The organism is Chryseobacterium takakiae, assembly GCF_900129385.1.
Lineage (GTDB): Bacteria > Bacteroidota > Bacteroidia > Flavobacteriales > Weeksellaceae > Chryseobacterium > Chryseobacterium takakiae.
Window position 1 is genome coordinate 78,144 of record NZ_FQVO01000003.1, and the last position, 23,904, is coordinate 102,047.

At 37.3% G+C, this 23,904-nt stretch carries 26 protein-coding genes; 9 read left to right on the forward strand and 17 right to left on the reverse strand.

From position 1 onward, the window contains the following. The first annotated feature begins 55 nt into the window (after nt 1–55). Nucleotides 56–1,093: a quinone-dependent dihydroorotate dehydrogenase gene (locus tag BUA76_RS05305; RefSeq protein ID WP_072883779.1), complete on the forward strand. Its 1,038-nt coding sequence runs from the start codon at nt 56–58 to the stop codon at nt 1,091–1,093. Between the two features lie 42 nt (nt 1,094–1,135). Here BUA76_RS05305 and BUA76_RS05310 read toward each other — a convergent pair whose 3' ends face one another. Beyond that, nucleotides 1,136–2,380 (reverse strand): DUF445 domain-containing protein, encoded by a 1,245-nt coding sequence (locus BUA76_RS05310; protein WP_072883780.1) that lies wholly within the window; start codon nt 2,378–2,380, stop codon nt 1,136–1,138. A gap of 203 nt (nt 2,381–2,583) precedes the next feature. Here BUA76_RS05310 and msrB point away from each other — a divergent pair, with 203 nt between their 5' ends. The 3 genes from msrB (at nt 2,584) to BUA76_RS05325 (ending at nt 4,301) form a co-directional block, all read left to right on the forward strand. Continuing rightward, complete coding sequence (msrB, locus tag BUA76_RS05315; RefSeq protein ID WP_143149866.1) at nt 2,584–3,027, forward strand: peptide-methionine (R)-S-oxide reductase MsrB; 444 nt, start codon at nt 2,584–2,586, stop codon at nt 3,025–3,027. Nucleotides 3,028–3,155: 128 nt separating this feature from the next. Further along, nucleotides 3,156–3,920 carry a murein L,D-transpeptidase catalytic domain family protein gene (locus tag BUA76_RS05320; protein WP_072883781.1) on the forward strand — a complete coding sequence of 255 codons (765 nt, stop codon included), beginning with the start codon at nt 3,156–3,158 and terminating at the stop codon, nt 3,918–3,920. Beyond that, the gene (locus BUA76_RS05325) at nt 3,921–4,301 is read left to right on the forward strand and encodes a cupin domain-containing protein (protein WP_072883782.1); all 381 of its coding nucleotides are present in this window, start codon (nt 3,921–3,923) and stop codon (nt 4,299–4,301) included. Between the two features lie 73 nt (nt 4,302–4,374). On the opposite strand, the gene fabF is transcribed toward BUA76_RS05325, so the two are convergent. From fabF to BUA76_RS05375, 10 genes are all read right to left on the reverse strand, one after another. Next, nucleotides 4,375–5,616, reverse strand: a complete 1,242-nt coding sequence (gene fabF / locus BUA76_RS05330; protein WP_072884007.1) for a beta-ketoacyl-ACP synthase II — start codon at nt 5,614–5,616, stop codon at nt 4,375–4,377. A gap of 55 nt (nt 5,617–5,671) precedes the next feature. Continuing rightward, a complete protein-coding gene (locus BUA76_RS05335) occupies nt 5,672–6,097 on the reverse strand; it encodes a PaaI family thioesterase (RefSeq protein WP_072883783.1) in 426 nt (141 codons plus the stop codon). A gap of 5 nt (nt 6,098–6,102) precedes the next feature. Next, the gene (locus BUA76_RS05340; RefSeq protein ID WP_072883784.1) at nt 6,103–6,708 is read right to left on the reverse strand and encodes a TetR/AcrR family transcriptional regulator; all 606 of its coding nucleotides are present in this window, start codon (nt 6,706–6,708) and stop codon (nt 6,103–6,105) included. A 196-nt stretch (nt 6,709–6,904) separates the two neighbouring features. Next, the gene (locus BUA76_RS05345; protein WP_072883785.1) at nt 6,905–7,324 is read right to left on the reverse strand and encodes an OsmC family protein; all 420 of its coding nucleotides are present in this window, start codon (nt 7,322–7,324) and stop codon (nt 6,905–6,907) included. 89 nt (nt 7,325–7,413) lie between these two features. Beyond that, nucleotides 7,414–8,280 carry a helix-turn-helix domain-containing protein gene (locus BUA76_RS05350; protein WP_072883786.1) on the reverse strand — a complete coding sequence of 289 codons (867 nt, stop codon included), beginning with the start codon at nt 8,278–8,280 and terminating at the stop codon, nt 7,414–7,416. 93 nt (nt 8,281–8,373) lie between these two features. Next, entirely contained in the window at nt 8,374–11,037 is a 2,664-nt protein-coding gene (locus BUA76_RS05355; RefSeq protein WP_083573165.1) for a TonB-dependent receptor domain-containing protein, read from the reverse strand. A 104-nt stretch (nt 11,038–11,141) separates the two neighbouring features. Then, entirely contained in the window at nt 11,142–11,510 is a 369-nt protein-coding gene (locus BUA76_RS05360; protein WP_072883787.1) for a hypothetical protein, read from the reverse strand. A gap of 19 nt (nt 11,511–11,529) precedes the next feature. Further along, entirely contained in the window at nt 11,530–12,153 is a 624-nt protein-coding gene (locus BUA76_RS05365) for a hypothetical protein (protein WP_072883788.1), read from the reverse strand. A gap of 65 nt (nt 12,154–12,218) precedes the next feature. Then, entirely contained in the window at nt 12,219–12,905 is a 687-nt protein-coding gene (locus BUA76_RS05370) for a response regulator transcription factor (protein ID WP_027380477.1), read from the reverse strand. 89 nt (nt 12,906–12,994) lie between these two features. Further along, nucleotides 12,995–14,542, reverse strand: coding sequence for a sensor histidine kinase (locus BUA76_RS05375; protein ID WP_072883789.1), 1,548 nt, complete (start codon nt 14,540–14,542; stop codon nt 12,995–12,997). Between the two features lie 197 nt (nt 14,543–14,739). Here BUA76_RS05375 and BUA76_RS05380 point away from each other — a divergent pair, with 197 nt between their 5' ends. Further along, entirely contained in the window at nt 14,740–15,228 is a 489-nt protein-coding gene (locus tag BUA76_RS05380) for an SRPBCC family protein (protein WP_072883790.1), read from the forward strand. 140 nt (nt 15,229–15,368) lie between these two features. On the opposite strand, the gene BUA76_RS05385 is transcribed toward BUA76_RS05380, so the two are convergent. From BUA76_RS05385 to BUA76_RS05405, 5 genes are all read right to left on the reverse strand, one after another. Continuing rightward, on the reverse strand, nt 15,369–15,713 hold the full coding sequence (locus tag BUA76_RS05385; RefSeq protein ID WP_072883791.1) for a hypothetical protein: 345 nt from the start codon (nt 15,711–15,713) through the stop codon (nt 15,369–15,371). A 9-nt stretch (nt 15,714–15,722) separates the two neighbouring features. Next, entirely contained in the window at nt 15,723–15,926 is a 204-nt protein-coding gene (locus BUA76_RS05390) for a hypothetical protein (RefSeq protein WP_072883792.1), read from the reverse strand. A 20-nt stretch (nt 15,927–15,946) separates the two neighbouring features. Then, nucleotides 15,947–17,989 carry a S9 family peptidase gene (locus BUA76_RS05395; protein ID WP_072883793.1) on the reverse strand — a complete coding sequence of 681 codons (2,043 nt, stop codon included), beginning with the start codon at nt 17,987–17,989 and terminating at the stop codon, nt 15,947–15,949. A gap of 87 nt (nt 17,990–18,076) precedes the next feature. Beyond that, nucleotides 18,077–18,817 (reverse strand): uroporphyrinogen-III synthase, encoded by a 741-nt coding sequence (locus BUA76_RS05400; RefSeq protein ID WP_072883794.1) that lies wholly within the window; start codon nt 18,815–18,817, stop codon nt 18,077–18,079. A 12-nt stretch (nt 18,818–18,829) separates the two neighbouring features. Beyond that, the gene (locus BUA76_RS05405; RefSeq protein ID WP_317041286.1) at nt 18,830–19,399 is read right to left on the reverse strand and encodes a DUF4271 domain-containing protein; all 570 of its coding nucleotides are present in this window, start codon (nt 19,397–19,399) and stop codon (nt 18,830–18,832) included. A gap of 176 nt (nt 19,400–19,575) precedes the next feature. Between BUA76_RS05405 and BUA76_RS05410 the strand changes: the two genes are divergently transcribed. The 4 genes from BUA76_RS05410 to BUA76_RS05425 all read left to right on the forward strand — a co-directional run bounded on the left by BUA76_RS05410 (nt 19,576) and on the right by BUA76_RS05425 (nt 23,167). After that, entirely contained in the window at nt 19,576–20,292 is a 717-nt protein-coding gene (locus tag BUA76_RS05410; protein ID WP_072883795.1) for a polyprenol monophosphomannose synthase, read from the forward strand. Between the two features lie 71 nt (nt 20,293–20,363). Next, nucleotides 20,364–20,741: a DUF4296 domain-containing protein gene (locus BUA76_RS05415; RefSeq protein WP_072884010.1), complete on the forward strand. Its 378-nt coding sequence runs from the start codon at nt 20,364–20,366 to the stop codon at nt 20,739–20,741. An 8-nt stretch (nt 20,742–20,749) separates the two neighbouring features. Then, on the forward strand, nt 20,750–21,883 hold the full coding sequence (gene tgt, locus BUA76_RS05420) for a tRNA guanosine(34) transglycosylase Tgt (RefSeq protein WP_072883796.1): 1,134 nt from the start codon (nt 20,750–20,752) through the stop codon (nt 21,881–21,883). A gap of 174 nt (nt 21,884–22,057) precedes the next feature. Then, complete coding sequence (locus tag BUA76_RS05425; RefSeq protein WP_072884011.1) at nt 22,058–23,167, forward strand: LptF/LptG family permease; 1,110 nt, start codon at nt 22,058–22,060, stop codon at nt 23,165–23,167. Here the strand turns inward: BUA76_RS05425 and BUA76_RS05430 are convergent. Beyond that, a complete protein-coding gene (locus BUA76_RS05430; RefSeq protein WP_072883797.1) occupies nt 23,161–23,877 on the reverse strand; it encodes a biotin--[acetyl-CoA-carboxylase] ligase in 717 nt (238 codons plus the stop codon). The genes BUA76_RS05425 and BUA76_RS05430 overlap by 7 nt on opposite strands. Nucleotides 23,878–23,904: the final 27 nt, after the last annotated feature.

Consider the following 23,904-nt stretch of genomic DNA (forward strand, 5'->3'; position numbering starts at 1 on the left):
ATAGGTTAACAGATCATTAATTTTAAAATGAGTATTTTTGTAAAACTTTTTTTCAATGTACAAATCGATTATTCGCCCGATTTTTTTCAAATTTGATCCTGAAGAAGTCCATCATTTTACTTTTTCAATGCTGAAAAACTTCGGATTTCTTACGAAATTATTTTTCCCGAAACCTATTGCAGACAAACGCCTGGAAAGAGAAGTCTTCGGACTGAAATTTAAAAATCCTGTAGGTCTTGCTGCCGGTTTTGATAAAAATGCGGTTTTGTTTAATGAGCTGGGAGATCTGGGTTTCGGATTTGTGGAAATCGGTACGGTTACCCCAAGAGCACAAGCCGGAAATCCAAAAAAAAGGCTTTTCCGTTTGATTGAAGACGGCGGAATCATCAACAGAATGGGCTTCAACAATGATGGTCTTGAAGAGGCTATTGAAAAGCTGAAAGGCAATAAAGGAAAAATCATCATTGGCGGAAACATCGGAAAAAATACGGATACAGCGCCGGAAAACTATACCCGGGATTATCTGGAATGTTTTGAAGGCCTTCATCCTTATGTAGATTATTTCGTATTGAATGTAAGCTGTCCGAACGTGGGAAGCCACGCCAAGCTGGAAGATGTGGAATATCTGAGAGAATTGATAACGGAAGTAAAAAAAATCAATCAGTCTAAGGCGGTACAAAAACCGATCCTTTTGAAAATTGCTCCGGATCTTAATAACCATCAGCTAGACGAGATTATAGAACTGATCGCAGAAACAAAAATTGACGGAATTGTAGTTTCCAATACGTCTGTTAACAGAGAAGGACTGAAAACTTCTCCGGAAGTGCTGGCGCAGATTGGAAACGGCGGTCTCAGCGGAAAACCTATTCGTGAAAGAAGCACGAAAATGATTAAATATCTTTCCGACAAAAGCAACAGATCTTTCCCGATTATTGGAGTGGGCGGAATTCATTCTGCAAAAGATGCCTTGGAAAAACTGGATGCCGGAGCAACTTTGGTTCAGCTGTATACCGGTTTTATCTACGAGGGGCCGGAATTGATCAATGATATTAATAAGGAAATTTTAATGAGAGCAGGCAGAATTTCACGATAAAATAGAAAGAGAGTTTAAACTGAACTCTCTTTTTTTAATATTTTAAAGGAAAAAATGCGCGATCGTGTAAATGATCAAACCTACCAGTCCGCCCACTAAAGTTCCGTTGACGCGGATGAACTGAAGGTCTTTCCCCACTTCCAGTTCCAGTTTTTCGCTGAGCTCTTTTCCCTGCCAGTTTCCAACAGTTGAACTGATAAGATTTCCAAACTGATGCGTATTTCTGAGAATATATTTGTAAGCCGTCACCCGAATCCATTCATCGATTTTATTCTGAAGATTTTCATCTGTTTTTAAATTTTCAGAAAATTCATTCAGGTTTTTAGAAATGTATTTTTTTAAAGATGATTCTTCTTCCTGAAGTTCGCTTTTCAAGGTGTTTTTGATGGAAATCCAGATATCATTGGAGTATTCGTTCAGCTTATCGCCTTTCAGGAGGTCATTTTTAATGTTTTTAAATTCTTCATCCCACTTCGGATCTTCTTTCAGATCAACAGAAAATTCCTGGATTTTTTGTGTGATCAACCCTCTGATTTCATGTTTCGGATCTTCTTCTATTTCCCTGAAAAAGTCTGATAGCCCGTTGGCGATTTTATCGGCAATTTTATTATCAACAAAAGAAGGAATAAAAGTATAGCTTCCTTTTTTTACCCGCTCTTTGATCATTTCATCATTCTCAAGGATATAATTTTTGATTTGTGAAGAAAGATTGGTGACTATCCTCTGATGATCATTTTTCTCAATAATATAACTAATTCCGTTTCCTACGATTTTGTTGAGCTTGATATCATCGGTCATTTCCTGAACTTTTTTACTGATAAACAGGCTTACAGCATTATCATCAAGCTTATTTAAAATATCCAGAACGATATCTGAAAGATTTTTAATCAAAATATCCTGGTTTTTTTCTTTTGCCAGCCATTCTCCCACAAATCCGGAAATCTTCAGTTTCATTATATAAGGGCGGATATTCTGAGGGGAAAGAAAATTGCTCACCACAAAACTTCCCAGATTATCTCCCAGTTTCTGCTTGCTGTTTTCAATAAGGTTGGTATGAGGAATGGGTAATCCCAACGGATGACGAAAAAGAGCGGTAACAGCAAACCAATCGGCGAGAGCGCCTACCATTGCTGCTTCAGAAAAAGCGCGTACGTAACCTACCCAGTGAGATTCTACATTTTTCTGGAGGAGAGTTGTTGCGATAAACAGGACTGTCATTAAAAGGAATAATCCTGTGGCAAATGCTTTGTATTTTCTTAACTGTTTTCTTTTAGCCTCATCATTCATATGCTCAAATTTAGTACATTTGGTATATATTTTTTACCACAAAAGTCACAAAGAATTTACAAGATAGGTAAACTCTAATATTCTACTAAAAAGCACACATTAGATTTTACAACGTGAACTTTTTACCAGGATCAATTTAAGCTTAAACTTTTATGACTGTTGTGGTTAATTTTTATTTAACTAAATCTTTTAAAGTAAATCTTATGCAAAACGAAGCAAAAAACAATCCATACTACTCACGAACAGACAGAACAGCGGTGAATATTTCCAACGAAGAATGGAAAAAAATACTTTCGCCGGAACTGTACGCCGTAGCAAGAGAAGCGGCAACCGAAAGGGCCTTTACCGGAAAATACAATGAATTTGATGAATTGGGAGAGTATTTCTGTGCCGTATGCGGAAATCATCTGTTCAGGTCTACTGAAAAATTTTCCAGCAGCTGCGGCTGGCCAAGCTTTTTTGAAGCAGATAAAGAAGGCGTTTATTATAAAAGGGATTTAACGTACGGAATGGATAGGGTAGAAGTGCTTTGTAAAAGATGTGATTCCCACCTTGGGCATGTTTTTGATGATGGCCCGAAACCGACAGGATTAAGATACTGCATGAATTCCGTAAGCCTGGAATTTGTTCCCGATGAGCATATATAAAATAGGTTTTATTCACAAAATCAGGAAGTTAAAGTTTCTTAAATTTGAGTTAAATTAGTAGAGTTATTCTTTCAGATAAGGATGTTTTTATACATTTGCTGACTCAATTGGATTTAACATAATATTGAATGAAAGGATTTTATAGCTTATTAAGTATTGTTTACATGGTCACTACTTCATTCTACTTGTCGCCGGAAAAAAAAGTGACAAAGAATGAAATCAGTACAAAAAAGATTGAAAAAGCAGCCGATAAAAAATCGGAGAGCACCACAGTGAAAACAGTATCATCCTCAGCAGAGTTATACAAGTCTATCGCATTTGAACCGGGACATGAACTTAACGAAGAAGTTTTCTTCAAAGCCTTAACAGGGTTTGAGAATTTGAAGAAAGCTGGTTTGCTTAATCAGGATTCGCATTTACTTACCGTATGCGATTTTTCCATGTCCTCCAATACGAAAAGGCTTTGGGTAATTGATATGAATGAGGGGAAAGTACTGTTCAACTCACTGGTAGCACACGGTAAAAATACCGGAGAAGAGTTTGCCACCAATTTTTCAAATACCGAAAGCTCGCTTCAGAGCAGCTTAGGTTTTTATATTACGGATGCAACGTACAACGGGGACAACGGATTTTCCCTGAGATTACTGGGAATGGATAAAGGGTTTAATGATGCGGCTTACAGAAGAGCAATCGTAATGCACGGAGCGGATTATGTAAGTGAAGAATTTGCAGCAATGCACAAGAGAATCGGGAGAAGCTGGGGCTGCCCGGCGGTACCGAGAGATCTTACCCAGCCGATTATCAATACGATCAAAGGAAGAAACCTTCTGTTTATCTATTATCCTGACCAGAATTATCTTTCCAAATCGGAATGGCTGAAAACATCAGTGTAAATGAATGAAACACCGGAATTTATTCCAGCAATACGATTAATGAATACTCCTGACGGTAGAAGTACTTTCGAAACGGGAAAGCTTCCTGTTCTGAAAACAATCAGTACCTCTTCTTTTCGCATCAGCAATACCGTTGAAGAATGGGAAAAATCTGATCATCCCGCACCAAGAAAACAATATGTGGTAACGGTGAAAGGGAAAATCAGGTTTAAAGTGAGCAGTGGAAAAACATTTCTTATTGAACCCGGAATTATTCTTTTAGCAGAAGATGTAGAAGGAAAAGGGCACAGCTGGGAATTTGAAGAAGGAGAAACATGGGAACGGCTTTATATTCCTATTCCTGATCACGGGGAAAGTTTTTTTATCCCTGATTATAAGTAAATATTTTAATTGATTAAATACAAATAGGCTGTTCTTTTTGGGACAGCCTATTTTGTGCTTTGAAGAAATCTTGTTATGAAAATTTCTTGAAAATCAATGTCGCATTATGGCCTCCGAACCCGAAGGCATTACTCAACGCATAATTGATGGTTTTCTCTTTAGCTTCGCCAAAAACAATATTGATATCTTTAGGAATATTTTCGTCAATGGAATGAAGGTTAATGGTAGGCGGAATAATTCCTGTCTCAATAGCTTTTATGGAAAGAATCGCTTCAGCTGCCCCTGCAGCACCCAGCAAATGGCCGGTCATTGATTTTGTGGCACTGATATCCAGGTTTTTACTTCCTTTAAACAATTTGTTTATTCCGTTGAGTTCCACCAAATCACCCATTGGAGTGGAGGTTGCGTGAGGGTTAATATAACCAATATCTTCCGTATTAATTTCTGCTTCTTTTAATGCCAACTGCATTGCCTTTATAGCTCCGACACCGTCCGGATGAGGTGCGGTCATGTGATACGCATCTGCAGTCATGGCTGCCCCTACCAATTCTGCGTAGATTTTTGCGCCTCTTGCTTTTGCATGCTCGTATTCTTCAAGGATTAAAGCACCTGCACCTTCTCCCATCACAAAGCCGTCTCTGTCTGCATCGTAAGGCCGGCTTGCCGTAGCAAAATCATTATTTCTTGTAGACATCGCTTTCATAATGGAAAATCCTCCGATGGAAGCCGGCGTAATGGCCGCTTCAGAACCTCCGCTTACAATAACTTTTGCCTTTCCGAGCCTGATATAATTGAAAGCATCCATCAATGCCGTATTTCCCGTGGCGCATGCTGAAATCGTTGTATAGTTGATTCCCTGTAGCCCGAACTTCATGGAGATCATCCCTGAAGCCATATTGGCAATGAACTTCGGAACGAAAAAAGGATTAAATCTTGGAGTACCATCCCCTTTTGTAAATTCCATCACTTCGCTTTCAAACGTCCACATTCCGCCCTGGCCGGTTCCCCAGATCACGCCAGTATCAAATGGATCCATATTTTCCAGCTCCAGCCCGGAATCTTTTAGCGCTTCGGCTGTTGAATACATGGCATATTGTGAAAAAAGATCACTCCTTTTAATTTCATTGTGGGTTAAATGCGCTTTCGGATCAAAGTTTTTCACTTCGCAGGCAAAATGCACTTTGAATTTTTCCGTATTAAAATGGGTAATTGTGTTGGCTCCGCTTACTCCGTTAATGCTGTTTTCCCAAAATTCTCCGACGTTGTTTCCCAAAGGTGTTACCGCGCCGAGACCTGTAATGACCACTCTTTTCATAAGTACATATTTATCTTTTATTTGATCTGTATCATCAATGTATAAAGGATGATTTTTAATTGTTGATTTTGAATAAATTGGAGGTTCCTCTTGCAATAAGGCGTGTTTTGTCTCCATTCCAGATTTCACACTGGGCATTTACAAATTGCTTTCCTCTTTTAATAATTTTAGTTTCTGCCACAATACTATCATTTTCTTTGGCAGTGGAAAAATAATCGATGGTGTTATTCACTGTTACGATAAAACTTTTTTCGTTTAGAGAAAACATTGTGGCTCCGATAATATCATCCATTATTGCAGCGGTAACTCCACCGTGAAGATTTCCCATCGGATTGAGCCATTCTTCTCTTACGGTGTATTGAAATTCTATCTGGCCTTCTTCTGCGGAAATTACTATGGGATTCAGCCATCTCATAAAAGGGGAGGGTGATGCCGTAAATTCTTTTCCGATGAAAGATTGGAGGATCTTTAGTTTATCCATATATTTTATGTGATATTTTGCTTTAATTCTTCGTTAATGATCATGAGAATTCTGTCTAAAGCCTGGTTTAAAAATTTTTCTTCTCCTGTTGTTTTGGATAATAAAATTCCGCCTTCAATCAGCATGATAAAAAGGGATGCGTATTCTTCGGCATCAGCATTGGCTGACAACTCTCTGTTTTTCTGACCTTCTACAATTACTTGAGAAATTTTAGAAATCCATTCCTGGAAAGAGATGGTAACCTGCCTTTTAAGTAAAGGAGAAGTGTCATCCGCTTCGGTAGCGGCATTCATCAGCGGGCAGCCTCCATTTAAAAATACAGACGGCCAGTTTTTTCTGTAGAATGCAACAAAGGCATGCAGTTTATCTAAGGTTGTAGGAAACTCATCACCAAAAGACCGGGACATGCTTTGCTTTAAAAGTTGGGCGTTGTATTTGTAGACTTCCAGTGCGACCTGATCTTTATTTTCAAAATTTCCGTAAATGCTTCCTTTTGTTAGTCCGGTAGCTTCTGTAATGTCTGAAAGTGATGTAGCAGTATATCCTTTAGTGTTAAAAAGAGATGCCGTTTTTTCAATGATGAACTGTCTTGTTTTTTCAGCTTTAGACATATAGAGTTAAAAATTTCTACAAATATACAAAATATACCGATTGGTATATTTTATTTTTAAAATTTTATCTGTTTTAATTGCTGAGAATGTAAGTGGTTTCATTGTTATATTTTGGCTAAAGCCGTATGATTTTTTAAAACAAAAGCGGGCTTTAGCCCGCTCCTATTGATTTAAACAAGATTAATGTGATGCTTTTTTAGTTTTCCAAAGTAGCATTCAAAGTAATTTCAAAATTAAATGCCGCACTTACGGGACATCCTTCTTCTGCAATTTTAGCGTATTTCTGAAATTCTTCTTCTGAAATTCCCGGAACTTTTGCCGTTAAGGTAAGCTCTGATTTTGTAATTTTCCCTACACTTGGATCAAGAGTAATTACAGAAGTTGTTTTTAATTCTTCCGGCGTAAATCCTGCCTGGGAAAGCTCTGCACTCAATTTCATGGTGAAACATCCTGCATGGGCTGCAGCCAGCAATTCTTCAGGGTTTGTTCCCACCCCGTCTGCGAATCTGCTGTTGAATGAATACTGAGTCTGGTTTAGCGTTGTGCTTTGAGTAGTTAAATGTCCGTTACCTTCTTTGATGTTACCGTTCCAAACGGCTGTTGCATTACGTCTCATAATACTTTAATTTTTTTGTTGTTAGTATTGTTGTTTTTGATGTTACAAAGATATGCTGAGTTTCTGTCTGAGTAAATAGATAAAAGGATCTAAATATTGTACTTTTTTCCCGGAATGTAATTTTTCTTGAAATTCGAAGGCGTGCTTCCCGTTTTGTTGGTAAAAAGACGGTTAAAATAAGCAGGATCTTCATATCCTAAATTATAAGCAATTTCTTTTACAGGTTTCTCCGTATATACGAGAAGTCTTTTTGCTTCCAGAATTATCCTGTTGATGATAAGCTGATTGGGAGGTTCCAGGTGTAAGCTTTTAAATTTATGGGTTAATGTTTTAGGAGCTATATGCAGAAGTTCGGCATATTCAGAAACATTATGTTTTTCCCTGAAATGAATTTCCAGATGCCTGCTGAAATCGCGGAAGATATCAACTTCATTGCTGGGAATTTTCAGAGACTCGTTATCAAGATTCTGTTTCTTCCATTTTCTGGTAGCCCGAATGATGATCTGCTTCACATACGTCCGGATCATTTCTTCTGCAGAAGAATCTTTCAATTTAAGCTCATGCTCAATATTTTGAAAGAGATGCTGAATGACGCTGTTTTCTTCATGATCAAGCTCTACGAAAGGAATTTCGAAAATATTATGAAATAAAAGTCCATCGCATGCTACTTCCTTATCATGAATTTGAATACAGTAAAAATCACGATTATAGTATAACAATTTCGCCTGTTCCTGCGCTTTTATAATTTTTACATGCTGATTGGTTAAGAAAAAAAGACTTGGCTTTTCAACTTCAAAGTGATTAAAATCTACCGATATTTCGAAGCCGGCCGGAATATACATGACTTTAATATCATAACGAAACTTATTTCCATGAATGGCTTCGAGATTATTCTCCGAGAAATTTTCAATACCGAGTCTTTTGTACTGATCTTCAAAAATAAGCGTATGAGGCATGATTTAACTTTACCTTAAAGATACAAAAAAGCATGGTTTCTTTTATTGCTGTTGAAACCATGCTGTTTAAGTTTTAGTTAAATATTGTCCCGTTTAGAATGTTAGGTCCAGTCCTACATAAAAATTGGCTTTCATGATAGGAGCATAAACCATTCCGCCATCAAAATAATTTCCGAAAGGATTTTTAAAATCAACAATCGCATTGCTTTGTGAGTATGAAGTTAAATTCTCACCACCCAGATAAGCTCTTATTTTCTGGTTGAAATTTCTTGAAATCTGTGCATTCAGGACCGCATACGATGGTGAATAAGCAGGCAATTGAAATTCCAAAGGATTGGATGAAGTATCCGGAAGTCTTTGTTTTCCTACGATATTTAAAGTCGTGTCAAAGCTCCAGAACCCGCCTTTATCGTTTTTATTGGTTGAATAGGCTGCATTTACAAAGCCTCTGTGTTTTGCCATAAAAGGAACAGCCCTTCTCCCGCTCAGGTAATCGGCCTGTACATCATAATATTTATAGGCAAATCTTAATTCAAAGTTTTTAAAAGGTATAAGATCCCACTGAGTCTGGAATGAATTGGCGAAGGATTTTCCCTCCAGATTGTAAAATGTAAGCAGTTGAGGAGAACGGTCAAGATCTACCATCACCTGATCCCGGAAATCCGTTCTGAAGAAATCTGCGACAATGCTGGATTTCCTTCCAAATATTTTGAATTCCTGCTGGAGGCTGGCTCCGTAATTCCACGCAATTTCTGGTTTCAGGCCATAAATGTTACCACCATTCTCAAGAATCTGAGCCGTTCTGTTGGAAGCAAAATACTGCTGGCTTTCCGCAAAAATATTTGCTGTTCTGAAACCTCTTCCGGCCGAAAGTCTTAAGATCGTTTGCGGAGTAAGGTCATATTTGAAATTCAATCTCGGTGTAAACTGGGTGCCTGCCAGATTATGAAAATCAACTCTCGCTCCTGCGACCAATGTATATTTTAATCCTGTTAATGTATATTCTGCAAATGCTCCCGGAACAATTTCATTTCTTTTAAAATTTCCTGCCAAATAATTTTCGTCATATCCGTCATACATGAAGCTGGCGCCTGCTTTGTATTTATGATTCGTATTGCCAAGAATACTTTCAAAAATCAAATTTGAATAATAGGTATGCTGTTTTCCGGAATAATTTCTCAATCCGAAGAAGCTGTCCTGCTGATGAAATGTGTACTGGTTCATCCAGCCCAGGCTCTGGTAAGGTTTTCCTTTAAAAACATAACCTGTTTTATTCCATACCTGAAATCTTGAAATATCGATCCCCACTCCGTAAAGAGATTGTAGAGCCTGCGGAATTTTTTTATCAAATCCTATCTGACCTGCCGTTCTTTCGTCTTTAATAAAGTTGATCCCGAAATGAGATCCAAAACCTGATTTTTCCAGATCGTTATAATTCAGTAAGTAAGCGGCATTCAGCTGAGTGCCTTTCGGTCTGTCCAAGAAGCTGTCGTCATTCATATCCGTATCGCCGAAAGTTCCGTTCCCATGAAGAAGAAAGGTTTGCGACCATTTGTCGTCGATATTGGAAACGCTTGTAATGTTGGCTTCTGTTCTTCCGTTGAAATCGGCAAAAAGGTTCAGTGATGTTTCCGGCTTTTCGGAATGTTTCAGCAATTCGGTATTGATTTGCCCCGTGATGCTTTCATAACCATTCGTTACAGTACTTCCTCCTTTGGTAAGCTGAATGCTTTCAATCCATCTTCCGGGGATAAAATTCAGTCCGTAAGCAGAAGCCAGTCCTCTGATTTCAGGCAGCAGCTCTTTGGTTAAACTTGTGTATTTCTGATCAAGACCCAGCATTTTCAACTGTTTTGTACCTGTAACAGCATTGCTGAAAGAGACATCTACGGTTGCATTGGTTTCAAAACTTTCGGATAAGTTACAGCATGCCGCTTTCAACAACTCTTTTTTATCGATATTGAAAATTAATCCGGCTTCTTTTTTATTCAATGATGTGGATGCTTTTGATGCGGTTACGGTAACGCCTTCAATGCTTTTTTCCTGGTGGTTATTTGAGGCAGCATGATCATGTCCGGATTCTTTAGCTTCTTCAATATGAACTTTAGGATTAGCTTCTCCAAACTGAGTTTCCCTGTCGTATAAACAGCATGACGGAAGGTTTTTGTATGTTTGATCTTCGGCTTTATACTTTTCATTGTCGTGTCCCACTTCAGCAATTTTCCTGAGGATTTTATCGGCTGAGGTTTTTTGAGCATTAAAATTTAAGGTGACGCTTTGTTTTTCTGCGCTCCATTCTGCTGAATCGGCTCCGGCATCTTTTGCAGCCTTTTCAATCCTTGCTTTGCAGGATTCGCAGTTTCCTTTCACGTAAAACTCATTTTCTGCTTTTGAACGAACAGGGTGTTCTTTGGCAGTCAGCGTACTGTCTCTTTCATAATGGCAGCAAGCAGGAAGCGACTGGTAAGTAGCTTCATCTGCCTGAAATTTTTCGTTGTCGTGACCGGCTTTTGCAACTTCTTTTAAAATATTGTCTGCTGAAACATCAGGTTCTGTTTCTACTGTTAAAATCTGTGAATCTACGGAATATTTTGCTGTTTTTGCGCCGGCTTTTTTGGCAGCTGTCTCAATTCTTTCTTTACACAGGTTACAGTTTCCTTTTACTTTAAACTGATTTTGAGAAAGTTGCTGTGCAAATATAAAAGAGGAACATAATAAGAATACACCAAGAATAGTCTTGGAAATATATAATTTCATTGTTGGTTAAAATTTAGATTAATTAAATTAATGGTAGCCATTAACAATGTAATTTTCAATCATTGCTAGACTGATAAATAGGTACATTGTTGCACTTTTCTTAATTAACCTAATTTAGGAGGTTGCCAGATTTCTCTCAGGCGTCCTGAAATATAAGGATCTGAGTACTGGAAATTTAAATTCTTATTGGATTTGTAGTATGAAATATCTAGTTTCAGGCTTCTGGAAAAAGGAGTTTCTATAAAGCTGAAACATGTTGCGCAATAAGAGCAGCAATCGTCATTACAAGAAGATTTTTTTTGTTTACCGTCGTGATTTTGTTTAGAATTCTCAGACTTCTGCTTTTCGCAGCAGGATTTTACAGAACCTTCTTTGCAGCATTTCTCCTGCATGTTTTGAGCATAAAAATTGTCTTTAGGAATCAGGAAAATCCCTAAACAAAATACAATTGTTATGATCTGAACGAGTTTCATCACTGCAAAAATACAAAAATTATGGTAAAGGCTCACCAACTTTTACGCTGCAATTATGCCAGGCTTCACCATGGGCAGGATTCAGAGCAGGTTTCGGGCCTGTTGGTGCAGGTGTTGGAGCGGGAGCAGGCGTGTTTTGGGCAATATTCTGCTGTACCGGTTGCGGAGTCGGTTTGCTGTTTAAAGGCTGTCCTACAGGAATATCACATCTGTGGCCCGGCTCACCATGTGGCGGATTCATTCCTTTTGCTGTTTTGATATTTTGAGCTTTTCCGTTTTCCACAGAGAATTTTCCGGGTTGTAAAGAATTAGGATCTATCTGGATGGTTTGTGCCTGATTGGTTGTTGTTGCAGTCTGTGCCGGCTTGCTGTTCAGAGGCTGTCCTACAGGAATATCACATCTGTGACCCGGCTGTCCGTGCGGAGGGTTCATTCCGGGTGCGGTAGCTGCTCCTGCTGCAGAAGGATTTTGTGCGGGCTGAACTCCTGCCTGATCCAACAGTGAAGCTTTGGGAACCTGGTTTACAGCAACGGCTGGCTGCTGAACACCTGCTTCTTCCTTGATATAAGTGGCTCTTTCGTCTTTTTTACATGAGACGGTTACTATAGCGATGGCAAATAAGCCAAAAAATGTATTCTTCATATAAAACAAAATTAGCAAAACATTTTGAATTGCTTTGCCAATTTTATAGTTGATGCTGATATGTATTAATTTTTTACCAAAAGTCTGAATCCTTCACCGTGTACATTGATGATTTCCAATCCTTCGTCATCCTTCAGCAGCTTACGCAGTTTTGCAATATAAACGTCCATACTTCTTGCGGTAAAATAGTTTTCTTTTTTCCAGATTTTTCTTAATGCAAGATCTCTCGGCATAAAATCGTTTCTGTGGATGCAGAGAAGTTTAAGCAGCTCGTTTTCTTTTGGTGAAAGTTTATATTCGTTATCTCCCACTCTGAGCTGTCTCAGCATCGAATCAAAGAAAATATTGCTGATCTTGAATTGTTCCTGCTCTTCATTTTCCAGGGTTGAACTTCTCTGAAGAATCGCTTTTATTTTATACAAAAGCAACTCCGTATCAAAAGGTTTAGTGATATAATCATCTGCTCCCAACTGATACCCTTTCAGAATATCTTCCCTCATATTTCTTGCTGTCAGGAAAATAATAGGTGTATTTTTATCAATTTTTTTTACGTCTTCCGCTAGTGAAAATCCGTCTTTTTTCGGCATCATCACATCGAAAATACAGATATCGAATTCATTTTCGGTGAACTCTTTTAATCCCTGCTCTCCATCTGTGGCCAGAGTAACTTCAAAGTTATTGATGGTTAAATAATCTTTCAGTACTGCTCCGAAACTCTGATCGTCTTCTACTAATAATATTCTGTTGCTCATAGTTTTTGACTTTAATAATTAATAACTAGAATGAACATTTCACTCTCTCCTTCTTATATTTTGTTTATTTGGTTGATTTTATTTTATTTTTAACTCATCGGCAGCTTAATGGTAAATGTACTTCCTTTTCCTTTATGGGAATCTACCAGAATCTGACCTTTATGAAGTTCTACAATTTTTTTTACGTAGGAAAGTCCTAACCCCTGACCTTTTACATTATGAATATTCCCTGTTTCTTCTCTAAAGAATTTTTCAAAAATTTTCGTTTTATTCTGGGTTTCCATACCCATTCCCTTATCTGAAACTTCTATCACATACCAATGTCCTTCATTTTTTGTTTTTATAGAAATTTCCGGTGCTTCGGGAGAATACTTATTCGCATTATCCAGAAGGTTTACCAGCATATTGGAAATGTGAAATTCATCAATTTTAAAATTATATTCTGTTGCATTGAATTCCTGAATCAAGGTTCCGTTTCTTTGCTGAATAATGAGGTTAAAGGATTCTGTTGTCTTTTTAATAAGCTCTCTTACATTGGTTTCTTTTAGGAATAGCTTTACTTCATTTCGTTCAAGCTTTGACATGTTCAATACATTCTCCACCTGTTTTTTCATTCGCAGGTTTTCCTGTTTTATCAATTCGGAATAGTATTTTACTTTATCCGGATTGGTTGCGATTTTATCATTTGCAAGAGAGTCGGTGGCAACGGAAATGGTTGCCAGCGGCGTTTTAAACTCATGCGACATATTGTTGATAAAATCCGTTTTTACTTCTGCCAGTTTTTTCTGCCTCATCATGTAGTTGATGGAAATAATATAAATTCCCAGAATCGTAAGCAATGACAGGAAAGTTCCCAGCAGCATCGGCCAGTTATTCATTGCCAGCGAATATTCTTTTTTAGGAAAAACCAGCGCCAGTGTGTATAACGTTCTTTCTTTAGAATCGGTAAACAATGGGTAGCTGTATGTATTATTGTTATTTTTTTCTTTGTACAGCTTGTTGACAACACTCGTAAGTTTATTGTTTTTATCGGTAATCCCATATCCGAAAGTTGCTGAAATTCCTCTTATTCTCAACTCTTTGGTAATCACGGAATCCAGTGTTTTTTCATCTACCCTTTTGGTAATCGGCAGGTTATTACCGGTTACTCTTACAAATTCTTTCATGGCATAATCCCCATTTTCAATATCACGGTTGATATCTGCGGTGAGGAGTTCACGGTTGGTAGTGTCTCTTTTTATTTTGTAGGATGCTTCGTCCGAATACAGTTTGGTAAGATTCAGGGAGTCTCCTTTAGGCGAAATCGGAAGCTGGTTTTTTTCAATAATACTTTTGGAGTAGACAATTTGTCTCTGTGTACCGGAGTCTTCTACCTGCTGTATTGTGGTAAGAGAAGGCAGATTATTGTTCGCAAGAATGGTGTTTCTGAAATCTTTATTTTCAACATTCAGATATTTATCCACTTCAGCTTCACCAATAATTTTTGATGTATTTTCCAGTGCAGAATAAACCTTAGAAGAAAAATCCTGATCCAATGCACCATAATATCTTTTCAGCCAATAAAACTGGAGCGTGACGAACACAATCAGTGAAATCGTCATAAACACCGATATTATTGGGATGAATTTATTATTCATTACTTAATTAATTTAAAAAACAGAATGTTAAAATTAAATATTTTATGAGATCATAAACAAAAAACGAGCCATAAAATTGTGTAATTTTTCTTAAAAATGTGTTTTTTAACATTTATTTATAAATTTTAAATTCATTATCATAGGAAAAGAGCTTTCATAAAATAAAAAAGTAGATTTGTGTACATAATATTATTAATATGAAATCTGAAATTATTTTTAAAAGAGATGCGGAATCTGCCGGTATTTATGTCATGAAAATTTATAATGCTGAAGTTTCTGTTATTTGGGATCATTTCACAAAATCTGAATTGCTTGACAAATGGTGGGCTCCGAAACCCTGGAAGTGTGAAACCAAAAGTCAGGAATTTAAAAACGGGGGAACATGGCTTTATTCCATGGTCGGACCAGAAGGTGAGAGACATTATGCTCAGGTGAAGTACGGAGAAATTACAGAACACCGGAGCTTCGACAGCACAGATTCTTTCTGCGATGAAAACGGAAATGTAAACCCTGATTTTCCGGAAGCTAAATGGTTGTTCGGATTTACAGGAGTGGAAGTAGGCACGAAAATAACGATCAATATTCATTTTGCGTCTGAACAAGCAATGAATCAACTTTTGGAAATGGGATTTGAACAAGGCTTCAAAGCAGGTTTGGATCAATTGGAGGAGATTTTGAGTCAATAATTTTTACAGGAATATTTATACGATCAATAGTAGCGTGCTAAAGCCCGTTTTTTGATGAAAAAATCACCGGCTTTAGCCAATACTTAAAAATAAAAATGGAAAGTAAAAAATTACTCTCCATTTTATTCGTACACTTTAATTTAAATTATTTCTTCATCCTGAAAATACTGAATGATGGCTTTTTTCATTAAAAGCTGTTGCTCATTGGGTTTCAGCTCAGGAAGATCTTCCAGTTTTTCAAAATGCGGATAGCCGTCATCATCATAATGAGAAAATTTATAATACCCGAAGGGCTCCAGTAATCTGCACACCGCAATATGAATGAGATTTACCTTGTCATCTTTTGTATATTTCTGCTGACCGCTGCCCAATTCCTGAAGGCCAATCAGAAACAGATAGGTTTCTATCGGTGCATTCTTTTCCGTATCAAAATTTTCAACGAAAAATTGTTCTATCTTTTGCCAGTATTCTGCTTCGTTAATCATAACTATAAATCAATTCTGCGATTGTTTATTTTTAGTTTCATTTTCTGCTTCGGATCTTGTAACATCCTGTTTTCTTGCGAGATCAAGAAGCTGTTCAAATTTCTCATTCTTCTTTTCTCGCATATATTCCTGCTTTTCAATTCTGTCAATCTTGTTTTTCTGAAAAAGATAATAGGCAACAGCAATACATAAAAAAATAATCACTAATGTCATAAGGTCAAATCAATTATAATTTATTTTTTTTCAATCATAAGTAAAAACGCATATTCCAGCGCGTCTTCCTTTAAAGATTCAAATCTTCCGCTTGCTCCGCCATGTCCGGCGCTCATGTCCGTTTTGAAAATAAGAATGTTATCATCGGTTTTAAGCTCGCGTAACTTTGCTGTCCATTTCGCAGGTTCCCAATATTGCACCTGTGAATCATGTAATCCTGTTGTAATCAAAAGATTAGGATAGTTTTTCGCTTCAACATTATCGTACGGCGAATATTCTTTCATATAGTAATAATATTCTTCATCATTCGGATTTCCCCATTCATCGTATTCTCCGGTTGTTAAAGGAATGGTTTCGTCCAGCATGGTAGTAACCACATCCACGAAAGGAACCTGCGCTAAAATGCCGTTGAATAAAGATGGTTCGTAATTCATAACCGCACCTACAAGCAATCCTCCCGCACTTCCGCCCATCGCGTACAAATGTTTTGGTGAAGTATAATTTTCTTTAACTAGAAACTTAGCAGCATCAATAAAGTCGAAAAAAGTATTCTTCTTAAACAGCATTTTTCCTTCTTCATACCACTCTCTGCCAAGATATTCTCCTCCTCTGATGTGGGCAATCGCATAAATAAAGCCTCTGTCTAAAATGGAAAGTCTCACGTTTGAAAAACTAGCATCAACAGTATGTCCGTAACTTCCGTAGCCGTACAGAAGTAAAGGGGTGTCTTTAGATTTTGGGGTGTCCTTATGGTAAACCAGAGAGATTGGAACCTTAGAACTGCCATCTCTTGAGTCTGCCCAGATGCGTTCGGAAATATAATTTTCAGCAAAGAACTTTCCTCCCAAAACTTCCTGTTGCTTCAGGAGTTTGGTGGTTTTTTCCTTCATATTATACTCGTACGTGGAGCTTGGCTGTGTCAAAGAAGTATAGCCGTAGCGCAACACTTCTGTGTCAAATTCAAGATTCACGCCGATATAGGCCGTATATGTTGGGTCTGAAAAAGGAAGATAATGAGATTCTTGTGTTTTTTCATCAATGATTTTAATCTGCAGCAATCCTTCTTCTCTTTCTTCCAGAACAAGATAGTTTTTAAAAATTTCGAAGCCTTCAAGGAGAACTTCCGGACGGTGCGGAATAACATCTACCCAGTTTTCTATGCCACAGTTATTGATCTTTGCTTTAACAATTTTAAAATTAAATGCATCATCCGCATTGGTGATGATATAAAATTCGTCTTCATAATGTTCCACGGAATATTCCAGGTCGTCAATTCTCGGCTGAATGATCGTCCAGTCTGCAAAAACATTATCTGATGGAATAAACCTATGCTCATCCGAAATGGTGCTGGAGCTTGCGATAAAGATATATTCTAAAGATTTTGTTTTAAAAACATTTACATCAAAAGTATCATCTTTTTCATGGAAAATTAAAGCATCTTCAGAAGTATCAGTTCCAAGTTTATGCCTGAATACCTGAAAAGCTCTTAAGCTTTCGTCCTTTCTGATGTAGAAAACATGTTCGTTGTCATTTGCCCAGACTGCTTTTCCGGTGGTGTTTTCAATTTTGTCAGGCAGAATTTCTCCCGTTTTTAAATCTTTGAAATTAATGCTGTAGATTCTGCGGCTTACATTGTCCGTTGAAAAAGAAGCAAGCGCATTATTCGGGGAAACGGCAACGCTTCCCACCTCAAAATAGTTTTCACCCTCCGCCAGAATATTAACGTCGAGAATAATTTCTTCGTCGTTCTCTAAACTTTGATGTTTTCTGCAGAAAATAGGATATTCTTTTCCTTCTTCATAGCGAACGATATACCAATACCCGTTGAAAAAATAAGGTAAAGATTCATCATCTTTTTTATAACGGGCTTTCATTTCTTCAAAAAGTTCCTCCTGCAGAGGTTCCGTATCCTTCATTACGAAATCGGCATAGGTATTTTCTTCCTCAAGATATTGCATAACATCCGGATTATCCCTTTCATTAAGCCAGAAATAATGGTCAATTCTTTTATCACCGTGTGTTTCAAGGATTTTTTCTATTTTTTTTGCCTTTGGAGCTTCCATTCAATATTAATTCTTGTTCAAATTTAGTTAAAAAAAAACCATCTTTCCTGTATGAAAAGACGGTTACTTTATATTTTGCAGTAAAACTTACTTATGTAAAGCTTTAATAAACTTTTCCAACGCCATGGTCATAGACGGAGTTTCCTTTGTAGGAGCCATAAGATCTACTTTCAATCCTGCTTCTTCAGCGGCTGCCAATGTTGTGGTCCCGAAAACGCCAATTTTTGTTTCTTCCTGCTTGAAATCCGGGAAATTCTGCTGTAATGATTTAATCCCTTGCGGACTGAAGAATATCAGCATGTCGTAATCTTTTACATTGATATCGGTAAGATCGCTGCATACCGTTCTGTACATGATGGCTCTTTTCCAGTCTACGTTGGAAGCTTCCATTGTTTTCACAATATCCGGGCTTAATACATCCGAAGATGGCAAAAGATATTTTTCTGTCGGGAATTTTTTGAATAAAGGAAGAAGATCCGAGAAATTCTTTTCTCCGAAGCTGATCTTTCTTTTTCTGTACACAATATGTTTCTGAAGATAATTGGCAATTGCTTCAGACTGACAGATATATCTCATGGTGTCAGGAACCGCAAAACGCAGCTCTTCTGCTAATCTGAAATAATGATCAATCGCATTCTTACTCGTGAAAATAATTCCGGTATATTGCGTAAGATCGATCTTCTGTGTTCTCAATTCTTTATTGTCAACTCCTTCTACGTGGATGAAAGGGCGGAAATCTATCTTTATCTTTTCCTTCTTTGCAATATCCAGGTACGGAGACGACTCACTTGGCGCTGGTTGAGAAACCAATATTGACTTTATTCTCATCATTGACAGTTATTAAAAAAATAATAATTTCCAAAGCAACAAAAGAGGTGCAATTTGGAGGGTGCAAATATACAAAAATTTATAATACCATTTTTCAGGTAGGATATTATTCTTGTGAAATAAATAGAAAAAAACCTTGAAAATGAATACGAAAGAAAAAAACCATAAGTAATACAAAAACATTTTATTTCTGTCCAGCGGGAAATAATAGTGGGTTACACATAAAGCAATGAGCATAAAAGACAGGATAAAATAAAATTTTGTTGCAGTAAAATAAAAAACGGTCCACTTTTTTCCGTCGCCCGTACTCTGAAAAAATAAAAATCCCAAACCGGATTTAATCATATAAAAAAAGATAACCGCCAGTAGACAGTACCCGAATTTATTCAGCTGGTAATCCAAAACCTGAAGATCGGCAATGTATTTTGGGACAGTGGGAATATACTGCGATATCAGGACGGATAAAGTAAGAGCGGTAACGCAGGAAGTGATGACCCAGCTCGGAAGATTGTTACTTGCATCAAAATATTTCTGTAACAGAAAGTCTTTTAAATTTGCTCCCCTCTCGACGATATTCATCATGAAAAGATACAAAAAGATGCAGCCCAACAATATAAAGATTACCCAATCGTTGTTCTCAGGTATTCTTATGTGATTTGTAAAATGTTGTGATAACGGCAAAGGAGTATTTTTTTGCAAAATTATAGATTATTTTGTATAAAATAAAAAGGTTAAATAAACTATCTTTGCAAACTGAAATGAAAAAGCTCGTCATCATTCCCACGTATAACGAAAAGGAAAATATTGAAAATATTATTTCCGCAGTTTTTGCATTGGAAGACGATTTTCATATTCTGGTAGTAGATGATTCATCTCCCGATGGCACCGCAGAGCTGGTAAAGGAACTGCAGAAAAAACATCTCCACTTTTTGCATTTATCGGTAAGAAGAGTGAAAGACGGATTAGGAAAAGCATATATTCATGGGTTTAAATGGGCCATTGAAAATAAATACGATTATATTTTTGAGATGGACGCCGATTTTTCGCACAATCCGGCTGATCTTCCGAAACTTTTTGTAGCGTGTCTGAATGCCGATATGGCAATAGGATCGCGGTATTCCAAAGGTGTAAATGTTGTCAACTGGCCAATGGGAAGGGTTTTGCTTTCTTATTTTGCATCAAAATACGTGCGGTTCGTTTTGGGGCTGCCAATTCATGATACAACAGCAGGTTTTGTCTGTTTTTCAAGAAAAGTATTGGAAGAAATCGGATTGGATAATGTGAGATTAAAAGGATACGGATTTCAGATCGAAATGAAATTCCGGACTTTTAAAAAAGGATTCAAAATTGTAGAAGTACCTATTATTTTTACCAACAGAATCCTGGGAGAAAGCAAAATGAACGGCGGGATCATTCATGAAGCGGTTTTTGGAGTTTTAAACTTAAAATGGAAATCAATCATCAACAGGTTATGAAAATGATGCAGTATAAATGTCCGTTCAGAATATATGTGCGCAATTTCATCGAAACATATAAAAATTCGCTGATGAAAAAATTGATCTTCTTCTTCGTACTGATATCTTTATTCTCATGCGGAGATTATATTGATAAACCAAAAAATCTTGTTTCACAGGATAAAATGGCTGAAATTATGGCAGATCTGGCCATCAACGATCAGGCAACTTTCATGTACCCAAATTCAAATCTTGAAGCTGGAACAAGATATGTTCTCAAAACGCATAATGTAAAATCGGAAGACTATATCGAAAGCTTTAAATATTATGTAGTGAAGGAGAAAATGAACGGGATTGTTGAGGATGCACAGCAAATATTGTTGAAAAAAGATCCGAAGGCAGAAAAATATGTAAAGGATAAAATGAGCAAAACAGGAAATACAGAAAATCTTCCTCTTTTGTCAAGATAATTATAAAAATGCAAAAGTTTTTTACCATAGAAAAAACCTCTCAGGGAAAGGCAAGAGCAGGAGAACTTACTACAGACCACGGTAAGATCCAAACGCCGATTTTTATGCCTGTTGGAACGGTAGCAAGTGTAAAAACGGTTCACCAGAGAGAACTAAAAGAAGATATAAAAGCCCAGATTATCCTGGGAAATACTTATCATTTGTACCTTCGTCCGGGAATGGATACCATGCAGGAAGCGGGAGGTCTTCATCAATTCATGAACTGGGATCTTCCGATCTTAACGGATTCCGGAGGCTTCCAGGTGTTTTCATTGGCAAGCAGCAGAAAGATGTCTGAAGAAGGCGCAAGATTTAAATCCCACATTGACGGAAGTTACCACATGTTTTCTCCTGAAAAATCTATGGAAATTCAAAGACAGATCGGGGCAGATATTTTTATGGCTTTTGATGAGTGTGTGGCGTATCCATGCGAATACAACCAGGCCAAATCATCCATGGAGCTTACGCACCGCTGGCTGAAAAGATGTATAGACTGGACAGAAAATAATCCCGAATTATACGGACACAAACAAAGGTTATTTCCGATCGTTCAGGGTTCAACCTATTCTGATTTAAGGAAAATATCCGCACAGGTAATTGCGGAAGCCGGGGCAGAGGGAAATGCTATCGGCGGACTTTCCGTAGGTGAGCCTGAGGAAGAAATGTACAGAATTACCGATGAGGTTACAGACATTTTACCAAAAGAGAAACCAAGATACCTTATGGGAGTAGGAACACCTTGGAATATCCTTGAATCAATCGGATTAGGAATTGATATGATGGACTGTGTGATGCCGACAAGAAATGCCAGAAATGCCATGCTTTTCACCTGGAAAGGGGTCATGAACATGAAAAATGAGAAGTGGAAAAAGGACTTCTCGCCGCTGGATGAGTTTGGAACAAGTTTCGTAGACAGAGAATATTCAAAAGCCTATGTGAGACATTTGTTTGTTTCCAAAGAATATCTGGCTAAGCAGATTGCTTCTATTCATAACTTAGCTTTTTATTTGGATTTGGTGAAAGTTGCTAGAGAACATATCTTAGCAGGAGATTTCTACGAATGGAAAAATTCTGTGGTTCCGATTCTTCGCCAACGATTATAAACTGAAAATATCAATGGGAGTCCCGAAGGGACGACCTAAATAAGGATAGGATGAAATCCTATTTAATTTAACGCAAATGATATAGAAGTCCCGAAGGGACGACCTAAATCATAATAGGATGCAAATCCTATCAAACATAAAACAAATTTATAACGCATTAAAAATAAAGTAATGCTGAAAATTATAGACAGATATATTGTAAGAAAGTACCTTGGAACCTTTAGTTTCATGCTGATATTGCTGTCTGTAGTTGTTCTGGTGATTGATGTTCAGCAGAAAATTCCCAGAATTGAAAACGCTACCGCCATTGATCCGAAACTGAACCTTACCTACTTCCTAGTTCATTTTTATCCCTTCTGGATCGTCAATCTGGTAATGACATTTCTTTCTATTCTGGTATTTATTTCAGTGATCTATTTCACTTCCAGAATGGCAAATAACACGGAAATTGTCGCCATTATCAGTAGTGGGGCAAGTTTCCACAGGTTTGCAAGGCCTTATTTGCTCACATCGCTTTTTATCGCTGTAATTTCCTTAGGCATTAACCATTTTGTATTACCCTGGGCAAATATTCAGAAAAATCAGCTGGAAGCGTATACCTATAATGCCGCCAATAAAGAAAAAGTGTTGGGGACGGCTCCGGTTTCCGCACAGCTCAGCAAAACGGAGTATATTTTTATCAACTCGTGGAATAAACGTGAAAAAAGAGGGTCAGGATTTGTGTACCAGAAGTTTGATAAAAACAGAAAAATGGTGTACGAACTTAAATCTTCTGATGCTTCATGGGATAAAGATAAAAAGGTTTTTGTACTGAATTCTTATACTGAAAAAGCCATCAATAAAGATGATACCGAAAAATTATCAAACGGCTTTGATATAAAGAAAAGTTTCGGGCATGATCCGGAAGAGCTTTTCCCCAATGAATTGTTAGGCCAAAATAAAACAACTCCGGAGCTGCTGAAATTTATCCAGCGGGAAACGGAAAAAGGAAACAGCAACCTGAATGCCCACCTGAATGAGCTTTACCAGAGAACTTCCATGCCTGTCTCTATCGTGATTCTTACCTTTCTGGCGCTTTCGCTTTCTTCACAAAAAAAACGTGGAGGATTGGGGATCAACCTCGCCGTAGGGATCTCGCTTGCCTTTGTATTTGTATTCTCATTTGAAGCCCTTAAAGTGGTTTCAGAAAACAAAAGTATGTCGCCAATACTTGCGATGTGGTTTCCTAACATTGTTTTTTCTCCACTCGCCTTATACTTGTATCTGAAAAGAGCCAATCAGTAAAGCAGTTTTATTTCTTTGTGATAAAAGGAATGTAAGCCGTCATTTTCAAGTTCAATCCACAGATTGCCATTTCTGTCAGCATTTTTAATAATGCCATTTTGTCTCTTTTCGTTGAGCTCAAACACAGAAATTTCATCTTTTCTAAACAGGCTGTTGTTGAAAAGGTGCATGATTTCCTCTTCAGAAGGAAATTTATTAAAGTTTTCAACAAGAAAATCATGAAGAGCTACCGTAAAGTCATTAAGGTTGAAAGATTGCCCTGTTTGTGTTAAAATTGAGCCTGCGTTTGATATTTCATCAAATTTTTCCTGAAGGATATTAAAGCCTGCACCAACGATAAAATAATTATTTTGATTAATTTTTTTCTTTTCAATCAGAATTCCGACGATTTTTTTATTTTTAAGGATGATATCATTAGGCCATTTTATTTTTACGGTATTTCCAGTCAAATTGGCCAGGAAATTACGAATAAGAATTGCGGTATAATAATTGAACATGAAATCGGACAACGGAAAATGTTCCGCCTTTACCGCAAGAGTATAGGCTAAATTTTTTTCTGCGGCTGAAGACCATGTATTTCCATACTGTCCCCTGCCCCGGGTTTGGTTAAAAGTGTGAAGCGCAACAAAATCAGAATTTTCATAAAGTAAAAACTTTGAAATTTCGTCATTAGTAGAAGAGCATTCTTTTAAATAGTAGAGTTGACTCATTTAAGAAAACTTTAAGACTTTCGGGGG

Excerpts from the sequence above, each read along its gene's own strand:
- BUA76_RS05390 (WP_072883792.1), bottom strand. The coding sequence starts at position 15,926 with ATGACATTAGTGATTATTTTTTTATGTATTGCTGTTGCCTATTATCTT.
- BUA76_RS05375 (WP_072883789.1), bottom strand. The coding sequence starts at position 14,542 with ATGAATAATAAATTCATCCCAATAATATCGGTGTTTATGACGATTTCA.
- BUA76_RS05325 (WP_072883782.1), top strand. The coding sequence starts at position 3,921 with ATGAATGAAACACCGGAATTTATTCCAGCAATACGATTAATGAATACT.
- BUA76_RS05345 (WP_072883785.1), bottom strand. The coding sequence starts at position 7,324 with ATGAGACGTAATGCAACAGCCGTTTGGAACGGTAACATCAAAGAAGGT.
- tgt (WP_072883796.1), top strand. The coding sequence starts at position 20,750 with ATGCAAAAGTTTTTTACCATAGAAAAAACCTCTCAGGGAAAGGCAAGA.
- BUA76_RS05335 (WP_072883783.1), bottom strand. The coding sequence starts at position 6,097 with ATGGATAAACTAAAGATCCTCCAATCTTTCATCGGAAAAGAATTTACG.
- BUA76_RS05360 (WP_072883787.1), bottom strand. The coding sequence starts at position 11,510 with ATGAAACTCGTTCAGATCATAACAATTGTATTTTGTTTAGGGATTTTC.
- BUA76_RS05355 (WP_083573165.1), bottom strand. The coding sequence starts at position 11,037 with ATGAAATTATATATTTCCAAGACTATTCTTGGTGTATTCTTATTATGT.
- BUA76_RS05305 (WP_072883779.1), top strand. The coding sequence starts at position 56 with ATGTACAAATCGATTATTCGCCCGATTTTTTTCAAATTTGATCCTGAA.
- BUA76_RS05340 (WP_072883784.1), bottom strand. The coding sequence starts at position 6,708 with ATGTCTAAAGCTGAAAAAACAAGACAGTTCATCATTGAAAAAACGGCA.
- BUA76_RS05395 (WP_072883793.1), bottom strand. The coding sequence starts at position 17,989 with ATGGAAGCTCCAAAGGCAAAAAAAATAGAAAAAATCCTTGAAACACAC.
- BUA76_RS05370 (WP_027380477.1), bottom strand. The coding sequence starts at position 12,905 with ATGAGCAACAGAATATTATTAGTAGAAGACGATCAGAGTTTCGGAGCA.
- BUA76_RS05405 (WP_317041286.1), bottom strand. The coding sequence starts at position 19,399 with ATGATGAATATCGTCGAGAGGGGAGCAAATTTAAAAGACTTTCTGTTA.
- BUA76_RS05430 (WP_072883797.1), bottom strand. The coding sequence starts at position 23,877 with ATGAGTCAACTCTACTATTTAAAAGAATGCTCTTCTACTAATGACGAA.
- BUA76_RS05350 (WP_072883786.1), bottom strand. The coding sequence starts at position 8,280 with ATGCCTCATACGCTTATTTTTGAAGATCAGTACAAAAGACTCGGTATT.
- BUA76_RS05410 (WP_072883795.1), top strand. The coding sequence starts at position 19,576 with ATGAAAAAGCTCGTCATCATTCCCACGTATAACGAAAAGGAAAATATT.
- BUA76_RS05365 (WP_072883788.1), bottom strand. The coding sequence starts at position 12,153 with ATGAAGAATACATTTTTTGGCTTATTTGCCATCGCTATAGTAACCGTC.
- BUA76_RS05400 (WP_072883794.1), bottom strand. The coding sequence starts at position 18,817 with ATGAGAATAAAGTCAATATTGGTTTCTCAACCAGCGCCAAGTGAGTCG.
- BUA76_RS05380 (WP_072883790.1), top strand. The coding sequence starts at position 14,740 with ATGAAATCTGAAATTATTTTTAAAAGAGATGCGGAATCTGCCGGTATT.
- BUA76_RS05385 (WP_072883791.1), bottom strand. The coding sequence starts at position 15,713 with ATGATTAACGAAGCAGAATACTGGCAAAAGATAGAACAATTTTTCGTT.
- fabF (WP_072884007.1), bottom strand. The coding sequence starts at position 5,616 with ATGAAAAGAGTGGTCATTACAGGTCTCGGCGCGGTAACACCTTTGGGA.
- msrB (WP_143149866.1), top strand. The coding sequence starts at position 2,584 with ATGCAAAACGAAGCAAAAAACAATCCATACTACTCACGAACAGACAGA.
- BUA76_RS05415 (WP_072884010.1), top strand. The coding sequence starts at position 20,364 with ATGAAAAAATTGATCTTCTTCTTCGTACTGATATCTTTATTCTCATGC.
- BUA76_RS05320 (WP_072883781.1), top strand. The coding sequence starts at position 3,156 with ATGAAAGGATTTTATAGCTTATTAAGTATTGTTTACATGGTCACTACT.
- BUA76_RS05310 (WP_072883780.1), bottom strand. The coding sequence starts at position 2,380 with ATGAATGATGAGGCTAAAAGAAAACAGTTAAGAAAATACAAAGCATTT.